The following is a 24,321-nucleotide window of genomic DNA, read 5'->3' on the forward strand; positions in this document are numbered from 1 at the left end:
CCCTGTAGGAGCGGCTGGCAGCCGCGAAGAGGTCGGAAAAACCCCGCAAAGCTTACTTGCGCAGCAGCAGTTTCCAGGCGCGGTTCTGGCTCACGGCAATGGCCTGCTGCATCCGCGCGTCCAGCACTTCATCGCTGATATCCAGGCTGGCCAATGCATGCAGCTTGTTCAGTTCGCCGAACAGGCGGTCCACTTCCGGCACGTCCAGCACACCGCGGGCCAGATGCAACCAGCTCTGGATGCGTTCGATGCGTGGCAACTGCTCGGCCAGGTCCTCGGGCTGCTGCTGGTAGCGCGGCAGTTGCAGCGCTGCGCCTTCTTCGGCCAGCAGGTGGCCCAGCCAGCTTTGCAGCTGGGCGGCGCCCTGGCGGTTGCCGCGGTTGTTGCGCTCGACCGTCCACAGGCGGCCCAGCAGCCAGCGCGAAGTGTTCAGCGAGAACTGGCCCCAGCGCACGTCCAGCAGCTCTTCGGCGAACTGCTCGGGCGCGGCCTTGCGCACGTCCTCGTCCTCCTGCCCGGCCTGCACCAGCGGGCGCCAGTCTTCGAGCAGCGCATCGAGGGAGGTGCGCAGCTCGTTGCTGCTGGTGCGTGGAGCGGCCTGGCCGAGACTGCCAACCAGTCCGCGCAGTTCGACGAGTTGTTGTACCCAGTCCTGCAGCAGGCGCCAGTGGCCGTTGAAACGGTACTGCTCGGCCAGGCGCTGGCTGTTCGCCAACAGGTGCCAGGCCAAGGCGGTGAAGGCGTCGTCGAGCGAGGTTTCAGCGTTCAGTTCCGGCGCCGGCAGGCTCAGGGCGTAGCTGTCCGGATCGCTGAGGCGATAGCCGCGCTCGGCCTTGCTGATGTCACAGGGCATCAGCGCCAGTTTCTCGGCCAGTTCGGCGGCCAGCTCGAGCAATGCCGATGGCTCACCTTCACGCAACTCCAGCTCCAGTTCGCAGATCTCTTCGGACTGCTTGCCGACGATGACCTTGCCCAGGTCCAGGGCGGCTTCGATCACCACCCGGGCCTTGCCGCGGCCCCAGGCGATCTCTGCCCGCTCGCGCACGAAATCGGTGGTGAACACCGGCTTGATGGTCTTCTTGTCGAGTTCGGCCAGTTGCTCGGGCCAGCATTCGCCGTCGAGTTTCTTCAGGTCGAGCTTGGCCTTGGGCAGGGTCCAGTCGTACTCGTTGCGCTGCGACAGCCCGGCCACGCTGCTGCCACGGGTCTTGAGGGTCTGGATGACTTCTTCGCCATCGCGACGCAGGCGCAGGGCAACCTTGGCCGCCGCCAGTTCGCGCGCAGGCGTGTCGAAGTACTGGTTGAACAGCTCTCGGCGCTCCCAGCCACTTTTGTTGCGCTTCTTCAGCAAAGGGTGCTCACGCAAGGCAGCGAGCGTTTCGCGGCTGACGCGCAGTTTGATTTCGGTTTCTTTGTGCATGAGGGGGCAATCCAAGCGCTGGCGGACAACAACGCGCTGATGACTAGATAAGGCCGTGCAGTGTACAGCAGTCGCGCCACGGCGGTTTATTCTTGGCGCCCGATGGCTCTATGATGGGGCTCGCCCCGGGAGGTTCGCCATGCCATTGCCGTCCATGCAGGAACAGTTCGCCGCCCTCATCGCGGCGCCTTCGGTGAGTTGCACCCAGCCCAGCCTGGACCAGTCCAACCGCCAGGTGATCGATCTGCTGGCCGGCTGGCTGTCCGACCTGGGTTTTGCCTGCGATATCCAGCAGGTCGAGCCCGGCAAGTTCAACCTGATCGCCACGTTCGGCAGCGGCCCCGGCGGCCTGGTGCTGGCCGGGCACAGCGACACGGTGCCCTACGACGAGGCGCTGTGGACAACCGATCCGCTCAAGCTCACCGAAGTCGACGGACGCTGGGTCGGGCTGGGCAGTTGCGACATGAAGGGCTTCTTCGCGCTGGCGATCGAGGCGGTGCGTGGCCTGATCGACCAGCCGTTCAAGCAGCCGCTGATCATCCTCGCCACCTGTGACGAGGAAAGTTCGATGTCCGGCGCCAAGGCGCTGGCCGCGGCCGGTCGCCCGTTGGGCCGTGCCGCGGTCATCGGCGAGCCGACCGGGCTCAGGCCGATCCGCCTGCACAAGGGGGTGATGATGGAGCGCATCGACATCCTCGGTCGCAGTGGCCATTCCTCGGACCCAAGCCTGGGCCACAGCGCCCTGGAAGCGATGCACGGGGCCATCGGCGAGTTGCTGAGCCTGCGCCGGCAGTGGCAGCGCGAGTACAACAACGCGCAGTTCAGTGTGCCCCAGCCGACCTTGAACCTGGGTTGCATCCACGGCGGCGACAACCCCAACCGTATCTGCGGGCAATGCTCGCTGGAGTTCGACCTGCGGCCGTTGCCGGGCATGGACCCGCAGGTCCTGCGTGCCGCGATTCTCGGCAAGCTGGCACCGTTGGCCGAGCTGCACCAGGTGAAGATCGACTACGCCCCGTTGTTCGCCGAGGTACCGCCCTTCGAGCAGCGTGCCGACGCCGAGCTGGTCCGGGTCGCCGAGCGCCTGACCGGGCACACTGCAGCTGCCGTGGGCTTCGGCACCGAGGCGCCCTACCTGCAGAGCATGGGGTGCGAAACCCTGGTGCTGGGTCCGGGCAATATTGCCTGCGCACACCAGCCCGGCGAATACCTTGAAATGTCACGTTTGCAGCCTACCGTGCGTCTATTGCGTGAACTGATCGGACATTACTGCCTCGAATCGGTGATTGCCTGAATCTGACCGCCCCCGAGGCCGCCATCCAAGCAAGGAGTGCACGCGTGTTGCCTAGCCTGTCACGACGATAACCCTCATACCGCTGTGCGCCGAGTGATGCTTTTCGTCCCACTTTTCTACAGGCTTTTGCTGTCATGCCCGACTACGTGAATTGGCTTCGCCACGCTTCTCCCTACATCAATGCTCACCGTGACTGCACCTTTGTGGTGATGCTTCCCGGCGAAGGCGTTGCCCACCCCAACTTCGGCAATATCGTCCACGACCTGGTGCTGCTGCACAGCATGGGCGTGCGCCTGGTGCTGGTCCACGGGTCGCGCCCGCAGATCGAGAGCCGCCTGGCCGCGCGCGGTCTGAGCCCGCATTACCATCGCAACCTGCGGGTCACCGATGCGGCCACGCTCGAATGCGTGATCGATGCGGTGGGTCACCTGCGGATCGCCATCGAGGCACGCCTGTCCATGGACATGGCGTCCTCACCGATGCAGGGCTCGCGGTTGCGCGTGGCGGGCGGCAACCTGGTCACGGCGCGGCCGATCGGCGTGGTCGAGGGTGTCGATTACCACCATACCGGCGAAGTGCGCCGGGTCGATCGCAAGGGCATCAATCGCCTGCTCGACGAACGCTCGATCGTGCTGCTGTCACCACTGGGCTATTCGCCCACCGGCGAGATCTTCAACATTGCCTGCGAAGACGTGGCCACGCGGGCAGCCATCGACCTGGAAGCCGACAAGTTGCTGCTGTTCGGCGCCGAGCCGGGCTTGCTCGACGAAACCGGTCATCTGGTGCGCGAGCTGCGTCCGCAGCAGGTACCGGCGCACTTGCTGCGTCTGGGCAACGACTACCAGGGCGAGTTGCTCGATGCCGCCGCTCAGGCGTGCAAGGGTGGCGTCAGCCGCGCGCATATCGTCAGCTACGCCGAAGACGGTGCACTGCTGACCGAGCTGTTCACTCGCAATGGCGGCGGCACCCTGGTGGCGCAAGAGCAGTTCGAACAGGTGCGCGAAGCCAACATCGAAGACGTCGGTGGGTTGCTGGACTTGATCAGCCCGCTGGAAGAGCAGGGCATTCTGGTGCGCCGCTCGCGGGAAGTATTGGAGCGTGAGATCACCCAGTTCAGCGTGGTCGAGCGCGAAGGCATGATCATCGCCTGCGCGGCGTTGTACCCGATCGCCGATTCGCAGACCGGCGAGCTGGCCTGCCTGGCGGTGAATCCGGAATACCGCCACGGCGGGCGTGGCGACGAGCTGCTCGAGCGCATCGAGGAACGGGCGCGCGCGCTCGGGCTCAACACCCTGTTCGTGCTGACCACCCGTACGGCGCACTGGTTTCGCGAGCGTGGCTTCGTGCCCAGCGGTGTCGAACGCCTGCCCTCGGCGCGCGCCTCGCTGTACAACTACCAGCGCAATTCGAAGATCTTCGAAAAAGCGCTGTAGCGGGGCATCCGCTGGATCGGCGGCGCCTTTTTCGCGGCCGATGACCGCTCCTACGTGAGGTCGAGGCCATCCGTAGGAGCGGTCCGTGGCCGCGAAGGGCGCGCCGCGGTTTGTCTGATGCTACGCGGCGCCCTTTTCGCGGCCGATGACCGCTCCTACGTGAGGTCGAGGCCATCCGTAGGAGCGGTTTGTGGCCGCGAAGGGCGCGCTGCGGTTTGTCTGATGCTACGCGGCGCCCCTTTCGCGGCCGATGACCGCTCCTACGTGAGGTCGAGGCCATCCGTAGGAGCGGTCCGTGGCCGCGAAGCAGGCGCCGCGGTCTTTCGAGGATCGACCGCTTGGTCAGTTGCTGATGGCGAGGATGCTTGCCTGATAGGAGCCGACGAACAGATCGAAATCGCCAACTTCTTCGGCTTCCAGCGTCGCCTGGGCTACCAGCGAATCGCGGGCTTGCTGTTCGAAGCGCGCCTGGTCCTGGGGGCTCAATGGCTGTTCGCGGAAGTAGTCGGCGTGAGCCTGGCTCTGGCTGAAGGAAAACTCGGCAAAACTCTGCTTCTGCTCGGCCATCTTTGCCAGTACCTGCGCCGACGGCGTCAGCGACGCATCGCCAACCTTGGCACGCTGCGCCGCCATCGCCTGCACATGCTCATCGGTACCAGTGCTGCGATCGAGCAGGGCGGCGACGGCGTCGATACGCTCCAGCAGATCATTGGCCCAGTCCTTGAGCTCGACCGCTTCCCCATTGCGCTGCAGCTGCAGGCCAGGGCGGCGACCCTCCTTGACCACATTGAGGAAATTGTCGGTGCACGCCGAGCACTCGGCACTGTCGATCTGCGGGCTGCTTTCCAGCGCGCAGAACAGCAGGAACGCATCGAGAAAACGCGACTCGGGCAGGTCAACGCCGGTGGGCAGGAACGGGTTGATGTCCAGGCAGCGCACTTCGATGTACTGCACGCCGCGCGCCATCAAGGCCTGGATCGGCCGTTCGCCGCTGTAGGTCACTCGTTTCGGACGAATGTTGGAGTAGTACTCGTTTTCGATCTGCAGAATGTTGGTGTTCAACTGCACCCATTCGCCATCCTTGTGCGTACCGACCTGGACGTAAGGTGCGTAGGGCGTGGCAACCGCCTTGCGCAGGCTGTCGGTGTAGCTGGCCAGATCGTTGTAGCACGGCGTCAAGCCCGCCTGGGCATTGCTCTGGTAGCCCAGGTCGCTCATGCGCAGGCTGGTGGCATAGGGCAGGTACAGGGTCTGCGCATCCAGTTGCTCGAGTTGATGGGCACGTCCGCGCAGGAAGCCTGCATCCAGCGCCGGCGAGGCGCCGAACAGGTACATCAGCAACCAGCTGTAGCGGCGAAAATTGCGGATCAGCGCGATATAGGCTGCCGACTGATAATCGCGATCGGTGCCGACGTAACCCTCGGCCTGCTTGAGCACCGGCCACAGCTGCTCGGGCAGGGAGAAATTATAGTGAATGCCGGCGATGCACTGCATGGTGCGGCCATAGCGCAGGGACAGCCCCTGGCGATAGACATACTTGAGGCGCCCGATGTTCGAGGTGCCGTAGTAGGCCAGCGGGATGTCTTCCTCGGCTGGCAGCGGGCACGGCATGGAAGGGCTCCACAGGTACTCGCTGCCCAGCTTGCTGTACACGAAGCGGTGGATCTGCTCGAGGCTGTGCAGGGTCTGTGCAGGATCCTGGAGCGCGGGCGTGATGAATTCCAGCAGCGATTCGGAATAGTCCGTAGTGACCTGTTCATTGGTCAGCGCCGCGCCCAACGCCTCGGGGTGTGGCGTCTGTGCCAGGCGACCCTCGTGGTTGACGCGCAGGCACTCGCGCTCTATGCCATGCAGGCACTGCGCGAGCAGGGAAAGGGTGGCAGGCTCGCCGAGCAAAGTCAGGCGGCGGTTGAGAAATTCGCTCAAGTTGGATTCCTTCACGCGTCAGTCGCCCCGATATGGGGGTGGAGCGGACGGTCTGCAAGGGTGAAGACAAAAAGGAACCGGCGTTGTCGCCTGGTTTCGATCGGGCAGGGTGCAGGCCGTGCGGCGTCCGGCACCGCCTGCGCCGTGCCGAAATTACCGCATAACGGCCCCTTCGGGCTAGAGAACCACGAAGGTACCTTGTGCTTTTGCCATCAGTTTTTCGCCCTGGAGCACTTCGGCCTCGACCACCATCGTGCGCCGACCGGCGTGCAATACCTGGGCCTTGCAGATCACCTCACCTTCTGACACCGCGCGAAGGTAATTGATCTTGCATTCGAGCGTGACACTTCGATTATCGAAACCGTGCGCGGTGGAACATGCCAGGCCCATGGCAATGTCGACCAGGCTGAAGATGGCGCCACCGTGCATCACCTGCCCACGATTGCGCAGGTGCGCGGCCAGTGGCAGTGCCACCTCGGCCACGCCGGCGTCCAGGCGCCGCACCTCGCAGCCAAGGTTGCGAAAGTAGGCGCTCTGGGTCAACTCGTCGTCGACCTGCATCAGCGCTTCTTCAGCTGTTTGGCATTGGCGAACAACGACGCCATGGCACCACTGGCCGGTGCGGCGGCAGGTTCCTTGACGCGCGCCGGAGCGGCCTGCTGGCGCCCGGCGGCACCAGGGCGGCTGCCACGTGCGCCGTCGATCTTCTCGCCAGGCGTGTCGCCCATGCGCATCGACAACCCTACGCGTTTGCGCGGAATGTCCACTTCCATCACCCTGACCTTGACCACGTCGCCAGCCTTCACCGCTTCACGCGGGTCCTTGATGAATTTTTCCGACAGTGCCGAGATGTGCACCAGGCCGTCCTGGTGGACGCCGATATCGACGAACGCGCCGAAGTTGGTCACGTTGGTGACCACGCCTTCGAGCACCATGCCCAGTTGCAGGTCCTTGAGGTCTTCGACACCGTCCTGGAATTCGGCGGTCTTGAACCCGGGACGAGGGTCGCGGCCCGGTTTGTCCAACTCCTGCAGGATGTCGGTGACGGTGGGCAGGCCAAAGGTTTCGTCAGTGAATTTTTTCGGATCGAGGCGCTTGAGGAAGCCGCTGTCACCGATCAGCGAGCGAATGTCGCGATCGGTGCCCGCGGCAATGCGCTGCACCAGCAGGTATGCTTCGGGGTGCACGGCCGAGGCGTCCAGCGGGTTGTCGCCGTTCATGACGCGCAGAAAGCCCGCCGCCTGTTCGAAGGTTTTTTCGCCCAGGCGCGAGACTTTCTTCAGCGCCGCACGGGTTCTGAATGCACCATGCTCGTCGCGGTGGGCGACGATGTTCTGCGCCAGTGTGGCGTTGAGCCCGGAGATGCGCGCCAGCAGCGCCACGGAAGCGGTGTTGACGTCCACGCCCACGGCGTTCACGCAGTCCTCGACCACGGCATCCAGGCCCCGCGCCAGCTTGAGCTGCGAGACATCGTGCTGGTACTGGCCCACGCCGATGGATTTCGGATCGATCTTGACCAGTTCGGCCAGCGGATCCTGCAGGCGGCGGGCGATGGAGACCGCACCGCGGATAGACACGTCGAGATCGGGAAACTCGCGAGCAGCCAGCTCCGAGGCCGAATACACCGACGCACCGGCTTCGGACACCATGACCTTGGTCATTTTCAGGCCTGGGTATTTCTTGATCAGCTCGGCCGCCAGTTTGTCGGTTTCGCGACTGGCCGTGCCATTGCCGATGGCAATCAGGTCCACGGCATGCTTGGCGCACAGCGCGGCGAGCGTGGCGAGGGTCTGGTCCCACTTGTTGTGCGGCACGTGCGGATACACCGTGGCGTGATCGAGCAGCTTGCCGGTGGCGTCCACCACCGCCACCTTGCAACCGGTGCGCAGGCCCGGGTCCAGGCCCAGGGTGGCGCGTGGGCCGGCCGGGGCGGCCAGCAGCAGGTCATGCAGGTTGTGTGCGAAGACGTTGATGGCCTCGCTTTCGGCGTTCTCGCGCAGCTCGCTCAGCAGGTCGGTTTCCAGATGCGTGTAGAGCTTGACCTTCCAGGTCCAGCGCACCACTTCGCCGAGCCACTTGTCGGCGGCCCGCTGCTGGTTTTTCACGCCGAAACGCTCGGCGATCATCATCTCGCACGGGTGCAGGGTACCCGGCAGTTCCTCGCCGACCTTCAGCGAAGAACCGAGGATGCCCTCGTTGCGTCCGCGGAAGATCGCCAGGGCGCGGTGCGAAGGCATGCTCTTGAGCGGTTCGTCATGCTCGAAGTAGTCGCGGAACTTGGCGCCTTCCTCTTCCTTGCCGGCCAGCACCCGGGCGCTGAGCACGGCTTCCTGCTTGAGGAAACCGCGCAGCTTGGCCAGCAGCGTGGCGTCTTCGGCGAAACGTTCCATCAGGATGTACTTGGCGCCTTCAAGCGCGGCCTTGGTATCGAGGACGCCCTTGTCGCTGTCGACGAACCGTGCCGCCTCCGCTTCCGGGGTCAGCGCAGGGTCGCCGAACAGGCGGTCGGCCAGCTCGCCGAGGCCGGCTTCCAGGGCGATCTGGCCCTTGGTGCGGCGCTTCTGCTTGTACGGCAGGTAAAGGTCTTCCAGGCGGGTCTTGGTGTCGGCCTGGTTGATCTCGCGGGCCAGCTCGGGGGTCAGCTTGCCCTGCTCCTCGATGCTGGCGAGGATGCTTGCCCGGCGCTCGTCGAGTTCGCGCAGATAGCGCAGGCGCTCTTCGAGGTGACGCAGCTGGGTGTCGTCCAGGCTGCCGGTCACTTCCTTGCGGTAACGAGCGATGAAAGGCACGGTCGAACCTTCATCCAGCAGTGCGACGGCCGCTTCGACCTGTTGAGGGCGGACGCCGAGTTCCTCGGCGATGCGGCTGTTTATGCTGATCATGATAACCACCTGAAAAATGTTGGGTACAAGGTGCAATCCCCGCCGAGCCCGGCTGACGAGCCGTGCAGTATACCCAGCGACATCGTCGCGGCGCGAACCCGACGCCCGGGCGATCGAGGATTGTGACTAGCGGGCCAGGAAAAATCTGCTAACAATGCACACGGCACGAGCGTTGGCAGCTACGCCATAATGCGCGCCGAGATCAGAGGAGCAACCCATGAGCAGTACCGCACAAGCAGCCGAAGGTGAAAAGATCCTCATCGTTGACGACGATCCGGGACTGAGCAGCCTGCTGGAGCGATTCTTCACCAGCAAAGGCTACCGTGCGCGCGCCGTGCCCAATGTCGAGCAAATGGATCGCCTGCTCGCCCGTGAAGTGTTCCATCTGGTTGTCCTGGACTTGATGCTGCCCGGTGAAGACGGCCTGTCTGCCTGCCGCCGCCTGCGTGCCAGCAACAACCAGGTCCCGATCATCATGTTGACCGCCAAGGGTGACGAACTCAGCCGGATCAAGGGTCTGGAACTGGGCGCGGACGACTACCTGGCCAAGCCCTTCAACCCGGATGAACTGATGGCGCGCGTCAAGGCCGTGCTGCGTCGCCAGTCGGCGCCGGTTCCCGGCGCTCCGGGCAGCGAGGACGAATCGGTTTCCTTCGGCGACTACGAGCTTTCCCTGGCCACCCGCGAACTCAAGCGCGGCGACGAAGTGCACATGCTGACCACCGGTGAGTTCGCCGTGCTCAAGGCCCTGGTGATGAACGCGCGCCAGCCACTGACCCGCGACAAGCTGATGAACCTGGCTCGCGGACGTGAATGGGATGCCCTGGAGCGTTCCATCGACGTGCAGATCTCGCGGCTGCGCCGCATGATCGAGCCCGACCCCTCCAAGCCTCGCTACATTCAAACGGTCTGGGGTGTGGGTTACGTGTTCGTACCCGATGGCAACGCTGCCCGATAGACTGCCGGGGTTTTTGTAGGAGCGATATCCTGAATCACTCGTTGATTCGGGATGTTCGTCATCCACAATGTCTGCGAGCCTGCTCGCTCCTGCAACGTATGTGATCGCCACGCAATGAAAACCCCTGTCTGGTTTCCCCAAAGTTTTTTCGCCCGAACCCTCTGGCTGGTGTTGGTCGTCGTCCTGTTCTCGAAGGCCTTGACCCTGGTCTACCTGTTGATGAACGAAGACGTGCTGGTCGACCGCCAGTACAGTCACGGCGTGGCGCTGACGCTGCGTGCCTACTGGGCGGCGGACGAGAACAACCGTGACCAGATCGCCGATGCGGCGGGCCTGATCCGGGTGGTCGGCGGCGGCGTGCCGGAAGGCGAGCAGCACTGGCCGTACAGTGAAATCTACCAACGCCAGATGCAGGCCGAGCTGGGCGAAGACACCGAAGTGCGCCTGCGCGTCCACGCCCCGCCCGCGCTGTGGGTGCGTGCGCCGAGCCTGGGCGCGGGCTGGTTGAAAGTGCCTCTGTACCCGCACCCGTTGCGTGGGCAGAAGATCTGGAGCGTGCTGGGCTGGTTCCTTGCGATCGGCTTGCTGTCGACCGCTTCGGCCTGGATATTCGTGCGTCAGCTCAACCAGCCGCTCAAGCGTCTGGTGTTCGCCGCCCGGCAATTGGGGCAGGGCCGCAGCGTGCGCCTGCCGGTGAGCGACACGCCCAGCGAAATGACCGAGGTGTACCGAGCGTTCAACCAGATGGCCGAGGACGTCGAACAGGCCGGCCGCGAGCGCGAGCTGATGCTGGCCGGGGTGTCCCACGATCTGCGCACGCCATTGACCCGCTTGCGGCTGTCACTGGAACTGATGACCTCGGACAACGAGTTCACCCCCGACATGGTCCGCGACATCGAGGACATGGACGCGATCCTCGATCAGTTCCTGGCCTTCATTCGCGACGGCCGTGACGAAAGCGTCGAGGTCGTCGATCTGGGCCACCTGGTGCAGGAAGTGGTCGCGCCCTATAACCAGGCAGAAGAACAGGTACTGCTTCGCCTGGAACCGATCCCGCCGTTCCCGCTGCGCCGGGTGTCGATGAAGCGCCTGCTGAACAACCTGATCGGCAACGCCCTCTACCATGCCGGCAGCGGCGTGGAAGTGGCGGTCCATGTTTCGGGCGACGACAACGCGCCCTATGTGGTGCTCAGTGTGGTGGACCGGGGGGCAGGCATTGATCCGGGTGAACTGGCCGGCATCTTCGACCCGTTCATTCGCGGGGACCGTGCCCGCAGTGGCAAGGGCACCGGGTTGGGCCTGGCGATCGTCAAGCGCATCGCTGCCATGCATGGCGGCAACGTGGAGTTGCGCAATCGGTCGACGGGTGGGCTGGAGGCGCGTGTCAGGCTGCCGCTGGGCCTGATGCTGCCCAGGGACGCCGTTTAGGGCTGCCGCCACGCAGGGGATGCCGTTCGCCAACGCTGGCCGAACGGCATGTTGCGGTGTTTAGCCCTTGCCCTTGGTGCGGGTCATGTTAGGGCCGCTGTTCTTTTCGATGTGTTCGATGATCATCCCGGCCACGTCTTTGCCGGTGGTCACCTCGATCCCTTCCAGGCCGGGTGATGAATTCACCTCCATCACCAGCGGGCCGTGGTTGGAGCGCAGGATATCCACGCCGGCGACGCTGAGCCCCATCACCTTGGCGGCGCGGATCGCGGTCATGCGCTCTTCGGGTGTGATCTTGATCAGGCTGGCACAGCCGCCGCGGTGCAGGTTGGAGCGAAACTCACCGGGCCTGGCCTGGCGCTTCATCGCCGCGATCACCTTGTCACCCACCACGAAACAGCGGATGTCGGCACCGCCGGCCTCCTTGATGTACTCCTGAACCATGATGTTCTGCTTGAGGCCCATGAACGCTTCGATCACCGATTCGGCGGCGTTGGTGGTTTCACACAGGACCACACCGATGCCCTGGGTACCCTCGAGCACCTTGATCACCAGGGGTGCGCCGTTGACCATGCTGATCAGGTCGGGAATGTCGTCCGGCGAGTGGGCGAAGCCGGTGACGGGCAGGCCGATACCGCGTCGCGACAGCAGCTGCAGCGAGCGCAGCTTGTCCCGCGAGCGGGCGATGGCCACCGATTCGTTCAGCGGAAAGACGTCCATCATTTCGAACTGGCGCAGCACCGCGCAGCCATAGAACGTCACCGACGCGCCGATGCGCGGAATGACCGCATCGAAGCCCTGCAGCGGTTTGCCGCGGTAGTGGATCTGCGGTTTGTGACTGGCGATGTTCATATACGCGCGCAGCGTGTCGATCACCACCATTTCATGGCCACGGGCAGTACCGGCTTCGACCAGACGACGAGTGGAATACAGACGCGGATTGCGCGACAGCACAGCGATCTTCATGCAACACCTGTGGCAGAGGTAGTAGAGGCCGGGAACACCGGCTTGTCTTGAACGTAGGTGACGCCCGGGTTCACGACCAGTTGGCCATGGACCAGCGCCTTGGAGCCGAGCAACAGGCGGTAACGCATGGACTTGCGGCAGGCCAGGGTGAATTCCACCGTCCAGACCCGGTCGCCCAGGGCCAGGGTGGTCTTGATCACGTAGCGCGTCTGCGCATGGCCATTGGAGCTCTTGATGGTTTTCATCGCCACCAGCGGCGCTTCGCAGCGCCGGTGGCGCAGCTGTACCACGGTGCCCAGATGAGCGGTGAAACGCACCCATTTTTCACCGGCACGGGTGAACGGCTCGATGTCCGTGGCGTGCAGGCTGGAGGTGCTGGCGCCGGTATCGATCTTGGCGCGCAGGCCGGCGACACCCAGATCGGGCAGCGCCACCCACTCGCGCAGACCGATAACGGTCAGATGGTCAAATGTCTTCAAATCGGCAAACCGCAAGAGGTAGGGATGGACCCGTATACGCAAGCTTCAGACCGGCGCGGACCGGATCAATTCAACCCAGCCCGACGCCGCTTGGCAAGCATGCGTGCACTGTAATCGCAAAGACCGCCGCTTGCATCCGACAGGCACGGTAGTACAGTTTGATGACGGCATTTCGCGAGGTGAGCCTGTGGCACAGAAGCACAAGCAGGAAGAAGAGGAAAAGGTCCGTCTGGACAAATGGCTGTGGGCGGCGCGCTTCTACAAGACGCGTGCGCTGGCCAAGGAAGCCATCGAGAGCGGCAAGGTGCATTACCGCGGCGAGCGCTGCAAGCCTGGCAAGGAGCCACACGTGGGCGACGAGTTGCAGATACGCACCGGTTTCGATGAGCGCAGCGTGATCATCGAGGCGCTGTCAATCGTGCGGCGTGGGGCGCCGGAAGCGCAGACGCTCTACCGCGAGACCGAACAGAGCCAGGCCAGACGCGAGGCCGCGGCGGCCATGCGCAAGGCAGGTGCCCTGGGTGTTACCACCGATGGCAAGCCTTCGAAGAAGCAGCGCCGGCAGTTGTTCAGTTTTCGCTCAGTGGATTGATGCAGCGCAGTGCCGGCCTCTTCGCGGGCAGAGCCGCTCCCACAAGGAAAAAACTGTGGGAGCGTGGCGGGTGGGAGCGGGCTCTGCCCGCGAAGAGGCCGGCACGGACGACACATCAGCCCGCGACGATACTCAACCGTCCCAGCACCGGTAGCTTCGCCAGCAGCCTGAACAGTGGCTCGGTGGCACGTACGAGCCACTGTGAAGTGTGGGCCGCGAAAGGTGTGTAATACCCCCACCCCAGCGCCCAGACGGCCATCAACACGCCACCAATGTAGTCGTCCTGCCCCCAGTGGGCGCCAGCCACCAGGCGCGGCAGCATGAACACCACGGCCAGGGCCCAGATGCACAGCCACCGCCCAAGCCTGCGGGTACAGACACTCATGAACAGCGCCCAGATCAACAGCACCGAAGCGTGATCGCCGGGAAAACTCTGGCTGGATCGGTCCTTGAGCTCCCAGTGACGTTCCAGGTTCGGGTACCAGTCGCTGAGCAGTACCGGGTCGGCCAATACCATGCTCGGGCTGTCATGGTCCCAGCCCATTGCGTGTATCCACTTGGAAAACAGCGCGCGCACCACCACTAAGAGCAACAGCACAGCCATGAAGCCGAAGAAAGCCTGGCGAACCTGACGGGCCTTGAACACCCAATTGCCGCGGATCAGCAGCGCCAGCATGATCACGCCGACCACGATATCGAAAGGGCGCAGACTGCCCAGGGTCCAGGCGTAACGCCAGGCGGCGTTGCTGGCCAAGGGCGCGTTGAGCAGCCGAAACAGCCATTCGTCGAATGCTGTACACAAATGATGGCCAATAGGCCATAACCAGAAGCACAACAGCATGATCGGGATTGTATTGCACAGCAGCAAGCCGCTAACGTTCCACCTGGCTTGGAACAGCGGGGCTTTGTTCATAAGATACCTCTACATCTACAGGGCAGTGAGCGATCAAGCGAACGCTCTGAAGCGGGCTTTATAAAAGCCGCTACACATTTTGTCACCATTCTCAGATACTGGAATTATGCACGATCTTCCTGAAGCCGATTTCACCCAACGCTTTATTTTCGATGACGCCGATGTACGCGGTGAGGCGGTAGCATTGGAGCGCAGCTATGCCGAGGTTCTGGCCAAGCACGACTATCCGTTGCCGGTGCAGTTGCTGCTGGGCGAGTTCATGGCTGCTGCGGCCCTGCTGGTAGGTACGCTCAAGTTCGACGGTTTGCTGATCCTGCAGGCCCGTTCCGAAGGCCCCGTGCCACTGTTGATGATCGAGTGCTCCAGCGAACGCGAGATCCGCGGCCTGGCGCGTTTCCACGCCGAGCAGATCAACGACACCGATGGCCTGCCCGAATTGATGCCTGCCGGAACCCTGGCGATGACCATCGACCCTACCGAAGGCCAGCGCTACCAAGGCATCGTGGAGTTGGAAGGTGCCGACCTGTCGGCAAGTTTCTCGAATTATTTCGCCCTCTCCGAACAGCTCGGCACGCGCTTCTGGCTCAAGGCCGACGGCACCCGTGCCCGTGGCTTGCTGCTGCAGCAATTGCCTGCCGCCGTGATCAAGGACGAGGACGAGCGCGCCGAGAGCTGGACGGCCGCCATCACCCTGGCGGACACCCTCAAGGCCGAAGAACTGTTGGGCCTGGATAACGAAACCGTGCTGTACCGCCTGTATCACGAGCAGGCACTGCGGCTTTTCGATACCCAGCCGATACGGTTTCGCTGCAGCTGTTCCAGGGAGCGTTCGGCACGAGCGCTCGTCAGCCTGGGGCACGACGATGCACGCGAGTTGCTCAAGGAGCATGGCGGTACGGTGGAAATCGACTGCCAGTTCTGCAACCAGCGCTACTTGTTTGACGCCACCGACGTCGATCAACTCTTCAGTGGTGCTGGTGTCGACGCTCCGTCAGATACCCGTCACTGAAGCGATTTAGTCTCGCTAAATGAAGAAAAACACGCCGGAATAACGCCGTTACCGACCGGAGGACGCTATTCTTTTCGAGCGTTTCTGGCATAATCCGGCCCACTTTTTAGCTGTAGTGGTTGTTGTAAACTTACTACAAAATGTTTGGAACACTCGGCCCAGAGCCGACGGGGAACCTCATGACGCAAGCCAAGAACGCCGTGTACGCCGATCTGACTGTAGACGATCTGGTTAAAGAAGCCCTGAACCGTGGTGAAGGCGAGCTTGCCGATACCGGTGCTCTGGTAGTGCGTACCGGTCATCGCACCGGTCGTTCGCCAGTCGACCGCTTCATTGTCGAAGAGCCCACCACCCAGGACGCCATCGCCTGGGGCCCGATCAACCGCAAATTCCCGGCCGACAAGTTCGATGCCTTGTGGAATCGTGTCGAAGCCTACCTGGGCGAGCGCGAGCGGTTCGTTTCCCATGTTCATGTAGGGTCCGATCCGGCGCACTACCTGCCGGTCAAGATGACCACCCAGACCGCCTGGCACAACCTGTTCGGCCGTTGCCTGTTCATCAACCCCGAGCAGTACAACGGCGGTGGCAAGGACGAATGGCAGGTGCTCAATGCGCCTGAGTTCGAGTGCGTCCCAGAGCGCGACGGCACCAATTCCGACGGTACCGTGATCATCAATTTCGCGGCTCGCAAGGTGCTGATCGCGGGCATGCGCTATGCCGGCGAAATGAAGAAGGCCATGTTCTCGGTGCAGAACTTCCTGCTGCCGGCTGCCGACGTACTGCCGATGCACTGTGCCGCCAACATGGGCGAAGACGGCGACGTCACTCTGTTCTTCGGCCTGTCGGGCACTGGCAAGACCACGCTTTCGGCCGACGAAAGCCGTTACCTGATCGGCGACGACGAACATGGCTGGGGCGTGGGCGTGGTGTTCAACATCGAAGGCGGTTGCTATGCCAAGTGCATCGACCTGTCCGAGAAGAACGAGCCGGTCATCTGGAAAGCCATTCAACACGGCGCCGTGCTGGAAAACGTCGTGCTCGATGCCGACAAGAAGGCCGACTACGCCGATGACAGCCTGACCCAGAACAGCCGTGCCGCGTACCCTCGCGAGCTGATCGAGAAGCGCGCGCCGAAGAACCTGGGCGGTGAGCCCAATGCCGTGATCTTCCTGACCTGCGACCTGACCGGCGTGCTGCCGCCTGTGTCCATCCTCAGCGAAGAGCAGGCTGCCTATCACTTCCTGTCGGGCTACACCGCACTGGTAGGTTCGACCGAAATGGGCTCGGGCAGCGGCATCAAGTCGACCTTCTCGACCTGCTTCGGCGCACCGTTCTTCCCGCGTCCGGCGGGCGAGTACGCCGAGCTGCTGATCAAGCGTATCCGTGGCTTCGGTTCCAAGGTCTACCTGGTCAATACCGGCTGGACCGGTGGTGGCTACGGCGTTGGCAAGCGCTTCAACATCCCCACCACCCGTGGCGTGATTGCAGCGATCCAGAGCGGCGCCCTGATCGGCACCGAGACCGAGCACCTGGACATCGTCAACCTGGACGTGCCAAAGGTTGTACCGGGCGTCGATACCAACCTGCTCAACCCGCGCAACACCTGGGCCGACCCAGCTGCCTACGACGAAGCGGCCAAAGGCCTGGCTTCGCTGTTCATCGAGAACTTCAAGAAGTTCGAAGTGAGCGATTCGATCAAGGCTGCCGGTCCGCAGTTGTAAGCGTCTGCTGAAATAAAAAACCGCCCCTTGAGGGCGGTTTTTTTATGGCTCTGGGACAGGCGGACGGTTAAGGCTTGCAGCTGGAAGCCTTGCCGCCTGCCGCGTTTGCAGAAAGCCTGGCTCAGCGATCGCGCCAGTGCTTGTTGTGGCCGACGTGGCGGCCGCGGTCGCGATGTTTCGATTTGCCGCGATTGTCGTGGCCGCGATAGCGACGATCGTCACGGTCGTCACGGTCGTCGCGGTCGGCCGAGGTGCCCATGTAGTTGCCCAATGCGCCGCCTGCGCCGCCACCCGTCGCCGCGCCCACCAGCCCGCCGGTGCTGCCGCCCACGGTGCGGCCCACCACGTTGCCACCTGCAGCGCCCAGCGCGCCACCAATGGCGGCCTGGCCGCGATTGCGCTTGTCTGCGCCCACTGCACTGCCGGCGGCACCACCCAGGCCTGCGCCAATGGTCGAGCCGGTGCTGCCGCCCAGTTGCTGGCCTACCACCGCGCCCAGAACCCCACCCAATGCGCCCCCTACACCGGCTTCGGTGTTGCTGCCTGCAGAAGCAGCGCCTGTCACCAGGCCAAGGGTCAACAAAAGTATCGAGGGAAATTTCATCGATCAGATCTCAGAGGGATGACGGCGCGACTTTGCAATGCGATGGGTCAGCCGACAAGCACGATGTGATGGAAAGCACGATGGGTACGCAGTTCCGAGATTCGGAAGTTTCATGGGGAAACTTTGAGCAGGGAGGGTGGTCGCACGTACTTCCGGAGTGGCGTCTTTTTGTCGAGATCGAGATCACGATCAAAAGCGACGCGGCTGGCGTCGCTGCTACAGGGCGTACGATCTACCCTGTAGCAGCGGCGCAAGCCGCGTTGGCGGCCCATGCGCCCCGACACGGGGCTGCGCTCGACATCAGGCGATGCGGGCGCTCGGGGCGGGCTGCTCCAGGCGGATGGCAACGAACTTCGAAGTAGGCGTGCTGCTGCCTTCGCCCACGCTTTCCAGCGGCACCAGCGGATTGACCTCTGGGTAGTACGCTGCGGCCTGACCGGCCGGAATGTCGAACGCCAGCAGTGTGAAGCCCTTCACGCGCCGTTCGCGGCCGTCCTCCCAGATCGACACCAGATCGGCTTTCTGCCCTGGACGGAAGCCCAGGCGAATGATGTCGGCTTCATTGGCGAACAGGACGTCACGCTGGCCACGCACGCCGCGATAGCGGTCGTCCAGGCCGTAGATGGTGGTGTTGTACTGGTCGTGGGAGCGCATCGACTGCATGATCAGGTCCGGTATCTGGCCGGTGGCGCGTACGCGTTCATCGATCAGGTCCAGCGGCAGGCGGTTGGGCTTGAAATTGGCCCGTCCGCTGGGGGTGTTCCAGCGGCGGGCACCGGCGCTGTTGCCCAGGTAGAAGCCGCCCGGATGCTTGAGCCGTTGGTTGAAGTCCTTGAAGCCGGGCAGGGTATCGGCGATCAGGTCACGAATGCGATCGTAATCGCCGATCAGCCAGTTCCAGTCCACCGGCTGCGTACCGAGCGTGGCGGCGGCAATGCCGGCAACGATGGCCGGTTCCGAGCGCATGTGCTTCGACAGCGGCTGCAGTTGGCCATTGGAGGCGTGCACCATGCTGAACGAATCTTCCACAGTGACCGCTTGTGGGCCCTCGCTCTGTTGATCGATGTCGGTGCGACCCAGGCAGGGCAGAATCAGTGCCTGCTTGCCGTGCATCAGGTGGCTGCGGTTGAGCTTGGTGCTGATCTGCACCGTGAGCGCGCAGTTGCGCAGCGCCTGCGCCGTGCGCGGGCTGTCCGGCGTGGCCTGGGCGAAGTTGCCGCCCAGGGCGATGAAGACCTTGGCCCTGCCTTCGGCCATCGCATGGATGGCTTCCACCACGTTATGGCCGTTGGTGCGCGGCACATTGAAGCCGAAGCGTTTTTCCAGGGCGTCGAGAAGGAACGCCGGTGGGCGCTCGTTGATGCCCATGGTGCGGTCGCCCTGCACGTTGCTGTGACCCCGCACCGGACACAGGCCGGCACCGGGACGACCGATGTTGCCGCGCAGCAGCATCAGGTTGGAGATTTCCTGAATGGTCGGTACCGAGTGGCGATGCTGGGTGATGCCCATGGCCCAGCACATGATCACGTTCTTGCCCTTGAGGTACATGCGCGCGGCAAGTTCGATGTCCTCCAGCGGCAGGCCGGATTGCTCGACGATGTGCGCCCATGGCGTGTCGTCGATCGCGGCCAGGTATTCCAGCACGGTGGCGGTGTGCTCGTTGAGGAAGTCGTGGTCGAACACCGACGGCGCATTGTTGGCCTGGGCCTCGCGTTCCCATTGCAGCAGGAACTTGGCCATGCCGCGCATCATCGCCATGTCGCCGCCCAGTGCCGGACGGAAGTAGGCGGTGTTGGTCGGACGGTCACCGTTGGTGAGCATCTCGATCGGATGCTGGGGGTGCTGGAAGCGCTCCAGGCCGCGCTCCTTGAGCGGGTTGATGCAGACCACCTGGGCGCCGCGCTGGACAGCTTCGCGCAGGGGTTCGAGCATGCGCGGATGGTTGGTGCCAGGGTTCTGCCCCCAGACGAAGATGGCGTCGGCGTGTTCGAAGTCGTCGAACGTCACTGTGCCCTTGCCCACCCCGATGCTCTGCGACAATGCAACGCCGCTGGCTTCGTGGCACATGTTCGAACAATCGGGGAAGTTGTTGGTGCCGAACGCCCGCACGAACAGCTGATACAGGTAGGCCGCTTCGTTGCTGGCCCGGCCCGAGGTGTAGAACTCGGCCTGGTCGGGGCTTTCGAGGTTGAGCAGATGCTTGGCGACCAGCGCGTACGCATCGTCCCAGGCAATCGGCACGTAGCGGTCGCTGGCAGGGTCGTAGACCATCGGCTCGGTGAGACGGCCCTGGTACTCGAGCCAGTAGTCACTCTGCTCGAGCAGGGAAGTGACGCTGTGCTTGGCGAAGAAGGCCGGGTCGACACGCCGCTTGGTCGCCTCCCAGTTCACCGCCTTGGCGCCGTTTTCGCAGAACTTCACCATGCCGCTTTCCGGCGAATCGCCCCAGGCACAACCGGGGCAGTCGAAGCCGCCATTCTGGTTGGTCTTGAGCAGGGTGCGGATGTTCTTCAGCGCGTTGTCGCTGCTCAGCCAGAACTGCGTCACGCTGATCAGTGCGCCCCAGCCACCCGCTGCACCTTTGTAGGGCTTGTAGCGGGGAACAGGGGTCTTGTCGGCTTGATTGTGAATGCTCACGCTTGATTCTCCAACGCAGGGCTATAGACCCGCGGCGCGCTGTGCTGCGGCAGGTGAATGAGGTTCAGGTTGTGCCGGCGTGCCCATTGCAGGGCCAGGCCGGTGGGCGACGACAGGCTGACCAGGGTCTGGATGCCGGCGCGCAGTACTTTCTGGATGAGTTCGAGGCTGCAACGGCTGGTGACGATGGCCAGGCCGCCGGTGCTGTCGATGTTCTGCCGCACCAGGGCGCCGATCACCTTGTCGAGCGCGTTGTGCCGGCCTATGTCTTCACGGCCCAGCAGCAGGGTGCCTTGGGCGTCCATGAACAGCGCCGCATGCACCGCGCCGCTGCGTTGCCCCAGGGGCTGGAAGGCGCCGATGCGCTGGCGCAGGCCCTCGAGCCACTGCACCGGCGGCAAGTCGGCGCCGGCCAGCACGGCCAGTTCAGGCAGTGCCTGCTCCACGGCTTCGACCCCGCACAGCCCGCAACCGCTGCTGCCGGCCAATTGCCGACGCTGGGTCTTGAGGTTCCAGAAGGCGCGGTTGGCGATCTGTACCTCGGCGTGGCGTGCCGACCCAGTGCCGCTGAGCTTGATGTCGTAGATTTCATTGGCATCGGCCACGATGCCGCTGCCGATGCTGAAGCCGGTGACGAAGTCTTCGAGATCGGTGGGCGTGACCAGCATCACCGCCTGGCTGATGCCGTTGTAGGCGATCGCCAGCGCCACTTCTTCGGCCAGCGGCGTACTGCCGGGCTCGTCCAGGCTCAAGCTGCAATAACTGTAGGTCTGGCTGGCGATGGGGTTGGCGAGGGGTGCAACCGAGGAAGAAACGGGCACCGCGCTGGCCGGGTGCTTGGCGTTCATGGGAATGGACCGGCAGTGAATTCAGCCTTTAGCCTAGGCGCAGGACGAGCCAGCGTCTAATTGCTATTGCCGATGCGACGATAGACCGCATTGATCATGGCGCGTCATACAGCTTAAAGCAGGCTTCGGCCAGTGCCGAGCGCGGCGCGGCGCGGCGCATGATCAACCCCAGCGGCGCCAGCGTGTGGGCGTCGGCGATGGGTTGCAGGCGCAAGTGCTCGGTCAGCCCTTCCAGCCCGCCGGCCAGGGGCATGATGGCGCAGCACAAGCCACCGTGTACGGCCTGGATCAACTGGTGAACCGCGTCGGTCTGCAGCAAGGGCTGCGGCGCCAGCCCGCGGGAGTGGAAATTGTGGTCGATGGACTGGCGAAAGTGCATACCGGTGGTGAGCATGCCCAGCGGCAACTCGATGAGCGCCTCCCAACTTAAGGCCTGCTCGCCGAAATCATAGTGGCGTTGATCGAACAACAGGCCCATGCGGGTTTCTCCCAGCGCCCTCGATTCGAAGCGCTCCTGATCGAGCCGCTCCAGAAACGATACCCCCAGGTCGATGCGGTTACTCGCCAGTTGCTCGAGGATCTGTTCGGAACTCAGCGAGCTGAGCTCGAAGCGCAGGTTCGGATGCGCACCGTGCAGGGTGTGCAGCAGTGGCACCGGGTCGAAGCTGGACAGCGGCACCACCCCCAGGCGCAAGGTGCCTACCAGATGCCCGCGACAGGCCGCGGCTTCCGCCTGCAGGCCGTCGTAGGCGGCCAGCACGGTGCGCGCCCAGGCCAGCACGCGCTCGCCTGGAGCAGTGAAGCCTTCGAAGCGCTGGCCGCGCTTCACCAGGGGCAACTCGAGCTCTTCTTCAAGGTTGCGCAGGCGCATCGACAGGGTCGGCTGGGTGATGTGGCAACGCGCTGCGGCCTGGCCGAAATGACGGGTTTCATCCAACGCGATAAGGAATTTGAGTTGCTTGATGTCCATGCTCGCTCCTGGGTAGGCGATGCGCAGTATAGCGGCACGCGCTGGTGGTGGGGCGGTGGGCAGCAGGGTGGGTCACAGACCTGCGATGAGCTCGCGGTAATCACCCACCGCCTCGAATTCTTCGGTGTCCTTGGCGCCCTTGCGGCTGTCCGGCTCGCACACCGCGAGCAGATGCTTGACCCCGTAGGCCTGGGCGCTGCGCAGCACCGGCAGGGTATCGTCGATGAACAGGCTGCGCGCCGGGTCGAAGCCGATGTCGGCCTGCAGGGCGTCCCAGAACTGCGCGTTTTCCTTGGGGTAGCCGTAGTCGTGGGAACTGATCAGCCGTTCGAAATACGGCGCCAGCTCGATGCGCTCCAGCTTCAGCGACAGCGAGTCGCGGTGGGCGTTGGTGATCATGATCACCCGCTTGCCGGCGCGCTGAATCGCTGCCAGAAACGTGTCGGCGTCGGGGCGCAGGGCGATCAGATCGGCCGTCTCCAGTTTCAGCTCGCGTACCGGGATGTTCAGTTCGCGGGTCCAGAAATCCAGGCAGTACCAGTTCAGCTTGCCGGCGTTGTCGGTGAACAGCGGTTGCAGCTCCAGCTGTGCCATGGCCAGGCTCACCCCGTGCAGTTGGGCATAGCGATGCGGCAGATGTTCGAGCCAGAAATGGTTGTCGTAATGCAGGTCGAGCAAGGTGCCATCCATGTCCAGCAGGACGGTATCGATGGTGCTCCAGGCGAGGCGTGGCATAGCGAAGATTCTCGGGCAGTGGTGGATCAAGGGTGGCCTGCCGCAGGCCAAGCCACGGTATAGTAACCCGTTCACGTCCAGGAGCTGCCCGATGCGCCAGAAACCCGAAGTCCTTGCCCGCGAAATCGTCGCCAGTAGTCGCCTGTTCCGTGTCGAAGAAGTGCAATTGCGCTTCTCCAATGGTGTCGAGCGTACCTACGAACGTCTGGTGGGGCGCGGCAATGGCTATGGCGCGGTGATGATCGTGGCGATGGCCGATGCCGAGCATGCGCTGCTGGTCGAAGAGTATTGCGGGGGCACCGACGCCTATGAGCTGTCGCTGCCCAAGGGTTTGATCGAGCCGGGCGAAGACGTGCTGGCTGCAGCCGATCGTGAGCTCAAGGAAGAAGCCGGATTCGGCGCCCGGCAGCTCGAGCACCTGACCGAGCTGTCGTTGTCGCCCGGCTACATGAGCCAGAAAATCCAGGTGGTTCTTGCGCAAGGGCTGTACGAGGAGCAGCTCGAGGGCGACGAGCCGGAGCCGATGCGGGTCGAGCGGGTGAACCTGCGCGAGCTGGCCAGCCTGGCCCAGCACCCGCAGTTCTCCGAAGGCCGCGCACTGGCTGCCCTGTACCTGGCGCGCGACCTGCTGATCCAGCGTGGAGTGTTCAGCCTGTGAGCGATCTCGAACGTCTGTTGCCAGAAGTAGTGGCGCTGGCTCATCGGGCTGGCGCGGCGATTCTGCCGTTCTGGCGGGCCGATGTGCAGGTCATGGCCAAGGCCGACGAGTCGCCGGTCACTGCGGCCGACCTTGCCGCGCATCATGTCATCGTCGATGGATTGAAAGCGTTGGCACCGGATATCCCGATCCTGTCCGAAGAAGATGCGGACATCGCGCTGGACGTGCGCGAGCAATGGACCCGCTGGTGGCTGGTCGATCCACTGGACGGCACCAAGGAGTTCATCAATGGCAGCGAGGAGTTCACCGTCAACATTGCCTTGATCGAGCGTGGTCAGGTGCTGTTCGGCGTGGTCACCGTGCCAACCACGGGCAGTGCCTACTATGGCGGTGTGGGGCTCGGTGCCTGGCACGCCGTGGGCGAGCAGCTGGCGCAACCGATCAGCGTGCGCCGAACCCCGGCACCAGGCAGCGCGTTCAGGGTGGTCGCCAGTCGCCGCCATTCCAGCCCCGGGCAGGAGCGCCTGCTCGCCGGGTTGGGCGCCGTGGTGGGCCCCCTGGATCTGGTCAGTGTCGGCAGCTCGCTGAAGTTCTGCCTGTTGGCCGAAGGCGCCGCCGATTGCTATCCGCGCCTGGCGCCAACCTCGCAATGGGACACCGCTGCCGCCCAGGGTGTGCTCGAAGGTGCTGGCGGCGAAGTGCTGCAGATCGACGGGCAGCCGTTCGTCTATCCTGCCCGCCAGTCGTTGCTCAACCCGTCGTTCCTGGCGCTGCCCAGGGATGTGCCATGGCGTCAGTCGCTGGTGACGCTGGCGCAGGCCGCGAGCGAGCACTAGGCAGTCGCTGCA

21 protein-coding genes are annotated in these 24,321 nt (G+C 63.8%); 9 read left to right on the top strand and 12 right to left on the bottom strand.

Annotated elements, in window-relative coordinates; all coding sequences use genetic code 11:
• Window positions 1-52: 52 nt before the first annotated feature.
• Window positions 53-1,420, bottom strand: coding sequence for a CYTH domain-containing protein (locus tag IFT76_RS17200; protein WP_185794726.1), 1,368 nt, complete (start codon window positions 1,418-1,420; stop codon window positions 53-55).
• 139 nt (window positions 1,421-1,559) lie between these two features.
• On the opposite strand from IFT76_RS17200, the gene argE reads away from it, so the two are divergent.
• Window positions 1,560-2,714: an acetylornithine deacetylase gene (gene argE, locus IFT76_RS17205; RefSeq protein ID WP_192059446.1), complete on the top strand. Its 1,155-nt coding sequence runs from the start codon at window positions 1,560-1,562 to the stop codon at window positions 2,712-2,714.
• Window positions 2,715-2,848: 134 nt separating this feature from the next.
• Complete coding sequence (argA, locus tag IFT76_RS17210) at window positions 2,849-4,147, top strand: amino-acid N-acetyltransferase (RefSeq protein ID WP_122479849.1); 1,299 nt, start codon at window positions 2,849-2,851, stop codon at window positions 4,145-4,147.
• Between the two features lie 342 nt (window positions 4,148-4,489).
• On the opposite strand, the gene gshA is transcribed toward argA, so the two are convergent.
• The 3 genes from gshA to IFT76_RS17225 all read right to left on the bottom strand — a co-directional run bounded on the left by gshA (window position 4,490) and on the right by IFT76_RS17225 (window position 8,955).
• Window positions 4,490-6,073, bottom strand: coding sequence for a glutamate--cysteine ligase (gene gshA / locus IFT76_RS17215; RefSeq protein ID WP_122479848.1), 1,584 nt, complete (start codon window positions 6,071-6,073; stop codon window positions 4,490-4,492).
• Between the two features lie 177 nt (window positions 6,074-6,250).
• Entirely contained in the window at window positions 6,251-6,634 is a 384-nt protein-coding gene (locus IFT76_RS17220) for a PaaI family thioesterase (RefSeq protein ID WP_122479847.1), read from the bottom strand.
• Complete coding sequence (locus IFT76_RS17225) at window positions 6,634-8,955, bottom strand: Tex family protein (RefSeq protein WP_192059448.1); 2,322 nt, start codon at window positions 8,953-8,955, stop codon at window positions 6,634-6,636. The genes IFT76_RS17220 and IFT76_RS17225 overlap by 1 nt, the downstream gene beginning before the upstream one ends.
• A gap of 217 nt (window positions 8,956-9,172) precedes the next feature.
• On the opposite strand from IFT76_RS17225, the gene ompR reads away from it, so the two are divergent.
• Both ompR and IFT76_RS17235 read left to right on the top strand, forming a co-directional pair.
• Window positions 9,173-9,913, top strand: coding sequence for an osmolarity response regulator transcription factor OmpR (gene ompR, locus IFT76_RS17230; protein ID WP_122479845.1), 741 nt, complete (start codon window positions 9,173-9,175; stop codon window positions 9,911-9,913).
• A 114-nt stretch (window positions 9,914-10,027) separates the two neighbouring features.
• The gene (locus IFT76_RS17235) at window positions 10,028-11,341 is read left to right on the top strand and encodes an ATP-binding protein (protein ID WP_122480125.1); all 1,314 of its coding nucleotides are present in this window, start codon (window positions 10,028-10,030) and stop codon (window positions 11,339-11,341) included.
• Between the two features lie 60 nt (window positions 11,342-11,401).
• On the opposite strand, the gene rimK is transcribed toward IFT76_RS17235, so the two are convergent.
• A complete protein-coding gene (gene rimK / locus IFT76_RS17240) occupies window positions 11,402-12,307 on the bottom strand; it encodes a 30S ribosomal protein S6--L-glutamate ligase (RefSeq protein ID WP_122479844.1) in 906 nt (301 codons plus the stop codon).
• Window positions 12,304-12,786: a retropepsin-like aspartic endopeptidase RimB gene (gene rimB, locus IFT76_RS17245; protein ID WP_043192313.1), complete on the bottom strand. Its 483-nt coding sequence runs from the start codon at window positions 12,784-12,786 to the stop codon at window positions 12,304-12,306. The genes rimK and rimB overlap by 4 nt, the downstream gene beginning before the upstream one ends.
• Before the next feature lie 187 nt (window positions 12,787-12,973).
• Between rimB and IFT76_RS17250 the strand changes: the two genes are divergently transcribed.
• Window positions 12,974-13,378 (top strand): RNA-binding S4 domain-containing protein, encoded by a 405-nt coding sequence (locus tag IFT76_RS17250; RefSeq protein ID WP_122479843.1) that lies wholly within the window; start codon window positions 12,974-12,976, stop codon window positions 13,376-13,378.
• A gap of 115 nt (window positions 13,379-13,493) precedes the next feature.
• On the opposite strand, the gene IFT76_RS17255 is transcribed toward IFT76_RS17250, so the two are convergent.
• A complete protein-coding gene (locus IFT76_RS17255; RefSeq protein WP_192059450.1) occupies window positions 13,494-14,291 on the bottom strand; it encodes a phosphatase PAP2 family protein in 798 nt (265 codons plus the stop codon).
• A gap of 106 nt (window positions 14,292-14,397) precedes the next feature.
• Here IFT76_RS17255 and hslO point away from each other — a divergent pair, with 106 nt between their 5' ends.
• Both hslO and IFT76_RS17265 read left to right on the top strand, forming a co-directional pair.
• On the top strand, window positions 14,398-15,300 hold the full coding sequence (gene hslO, locus IFT76_RS17260) for an Hsp33 family molecular chaperone HslO (protein WP_192059453.1): 903 nt from the start codon (window positions 14,398-14,400) through the stop codon (window positions 15,298-15,300).
• Window positions 15,301-15,479: 179 nt separating this feature from the next.
• A complete protein-coding gene (locus IFT76_RS17265; RefSeq protein ID WP_185794732.1) occupies window positions 15,480-17,021 on the top strand; it encodes a phosphoenolpyruvate carboxykinase in 1,542 nt (513 codons plus the stop codon).
• A gap of 121 nt (window positions 17,022-17,142) precedes the next feature.
• Here IFT76_RS17265 and IFT76_RS17270 read toward each other — a convergent pair whose 3' ends face one another.
• The 5 genes from IFT76_RS17270 to yrfG all read right to left on the bottom strand — a co-directional run bounded on the left by IFT76_RS17270 (window position 17,143) and on the right by yrfG (window position 22,815).
• Window positions 17,143-17,625, bottom strand: coding sequence for a glycine zipper 2TM domain-containing protein (locus IFT76_RS17270; RefSeq protein WP_192059455.1), 483 nt, complete (start codon window positions 17,623-17,625; stop codon window positions 17,143-17,145).
• Window positions 17,626-17,925: 300 nt separating this feature from the next.
• The gene (locus tag IFT76_RS17275; protein WP_192059457.1) at window positions 17,926-20,262 is read right to left on the bottom strand and encodes an FdhF/YdeP family oxidoreductase; all 2,337 of its coding nucleotides are present in this window, start codon (window positions 20,260-20,262) and stop codon (window positions 17,926-17,928) included.
• Complete coding sequence (gene fdhD, locus IFT76_RS17280) at window positions 20,259-21,110, bottom strand: formate dehydrogenase accessory sulfurtransferase FdhD (RefSeq protein WP_122479837.1); 852 nt, start codon at window positions 21,108-21,110, stop codon at window positions 20,259-20,261. Before fdhD ends, IFT76_RS17275 begins: the two co-directional genes overlap by 4 nt.
• Before the next feature lie 94 nt (window positions 21,111-21,204).
• Window positions 21,205-22,080, bottom strand: a complete 876-nt coding sequence (locus IFT76_RS17285; RefSeq protein ID WP_192059459.1) for a LysR family transcriptional regulator — start codon at window positions 22,078-22,080, stop codon at window positions 21,205-21,207.
• Between the two features lie 72 nt (window positions 22,081-22,152).
• The gene (gene yrfG / locus IFT76_RS17290) at window positions 22,153-22,815 is read right to left on the bottom strand and encodes a GMP/IMP nucleotidase (protein ID WP_192059461.1); all 663 of its coding nucleotides are present in this window, start codon (window positions 22,813-22,815) and stop codon (window positions 22,153-22,155) included.
• Window positions 22,816-22,906: 91 nt separating this feature from the next.
• Here yrfG and nudE point away from each other — a divergent pair, with 91 nt between their 5' ends.
• On the top strand, window positions 22,907-23,473 hold the full coding sequence (nudE, locus tag IFT76_RS17295) for an ADP compounds hydrolase NudE (RefSeq protein WP_122479834.1): 567 nt from the start codon (window positions 22,907-22,909) through the stop codon (window positions 23,471-23,473).
• Window positions 23,470-24,309, top strand: coding sequence for a 3'(2'),5'-bisphosphate nucleotidase CysQ (gene cysQ, locus IFT76_RS17300; RefSeq protein WP_192059462.1), 840 nt, complete (start codon window positions 23,470-23,472; stop codon window positions 24,307-24,309). The genes nudE and cysQ overlap by 4 nt, the downstream gene beginning before the upstream one ends.
• Window positions 24,310-24,321 lie beyond the last annotated feature (12 nt).

The organism is Pseudomonas sp. CFBP 13727, assembly GCF_014841915.1.
Lineage (GTDB): Bacteria > Pseudomonadota > Gammaproteobacteria > Pseudomonadales > Pseudomonadaceae > Aquipseudomonas > Aquipseudomonas baltica.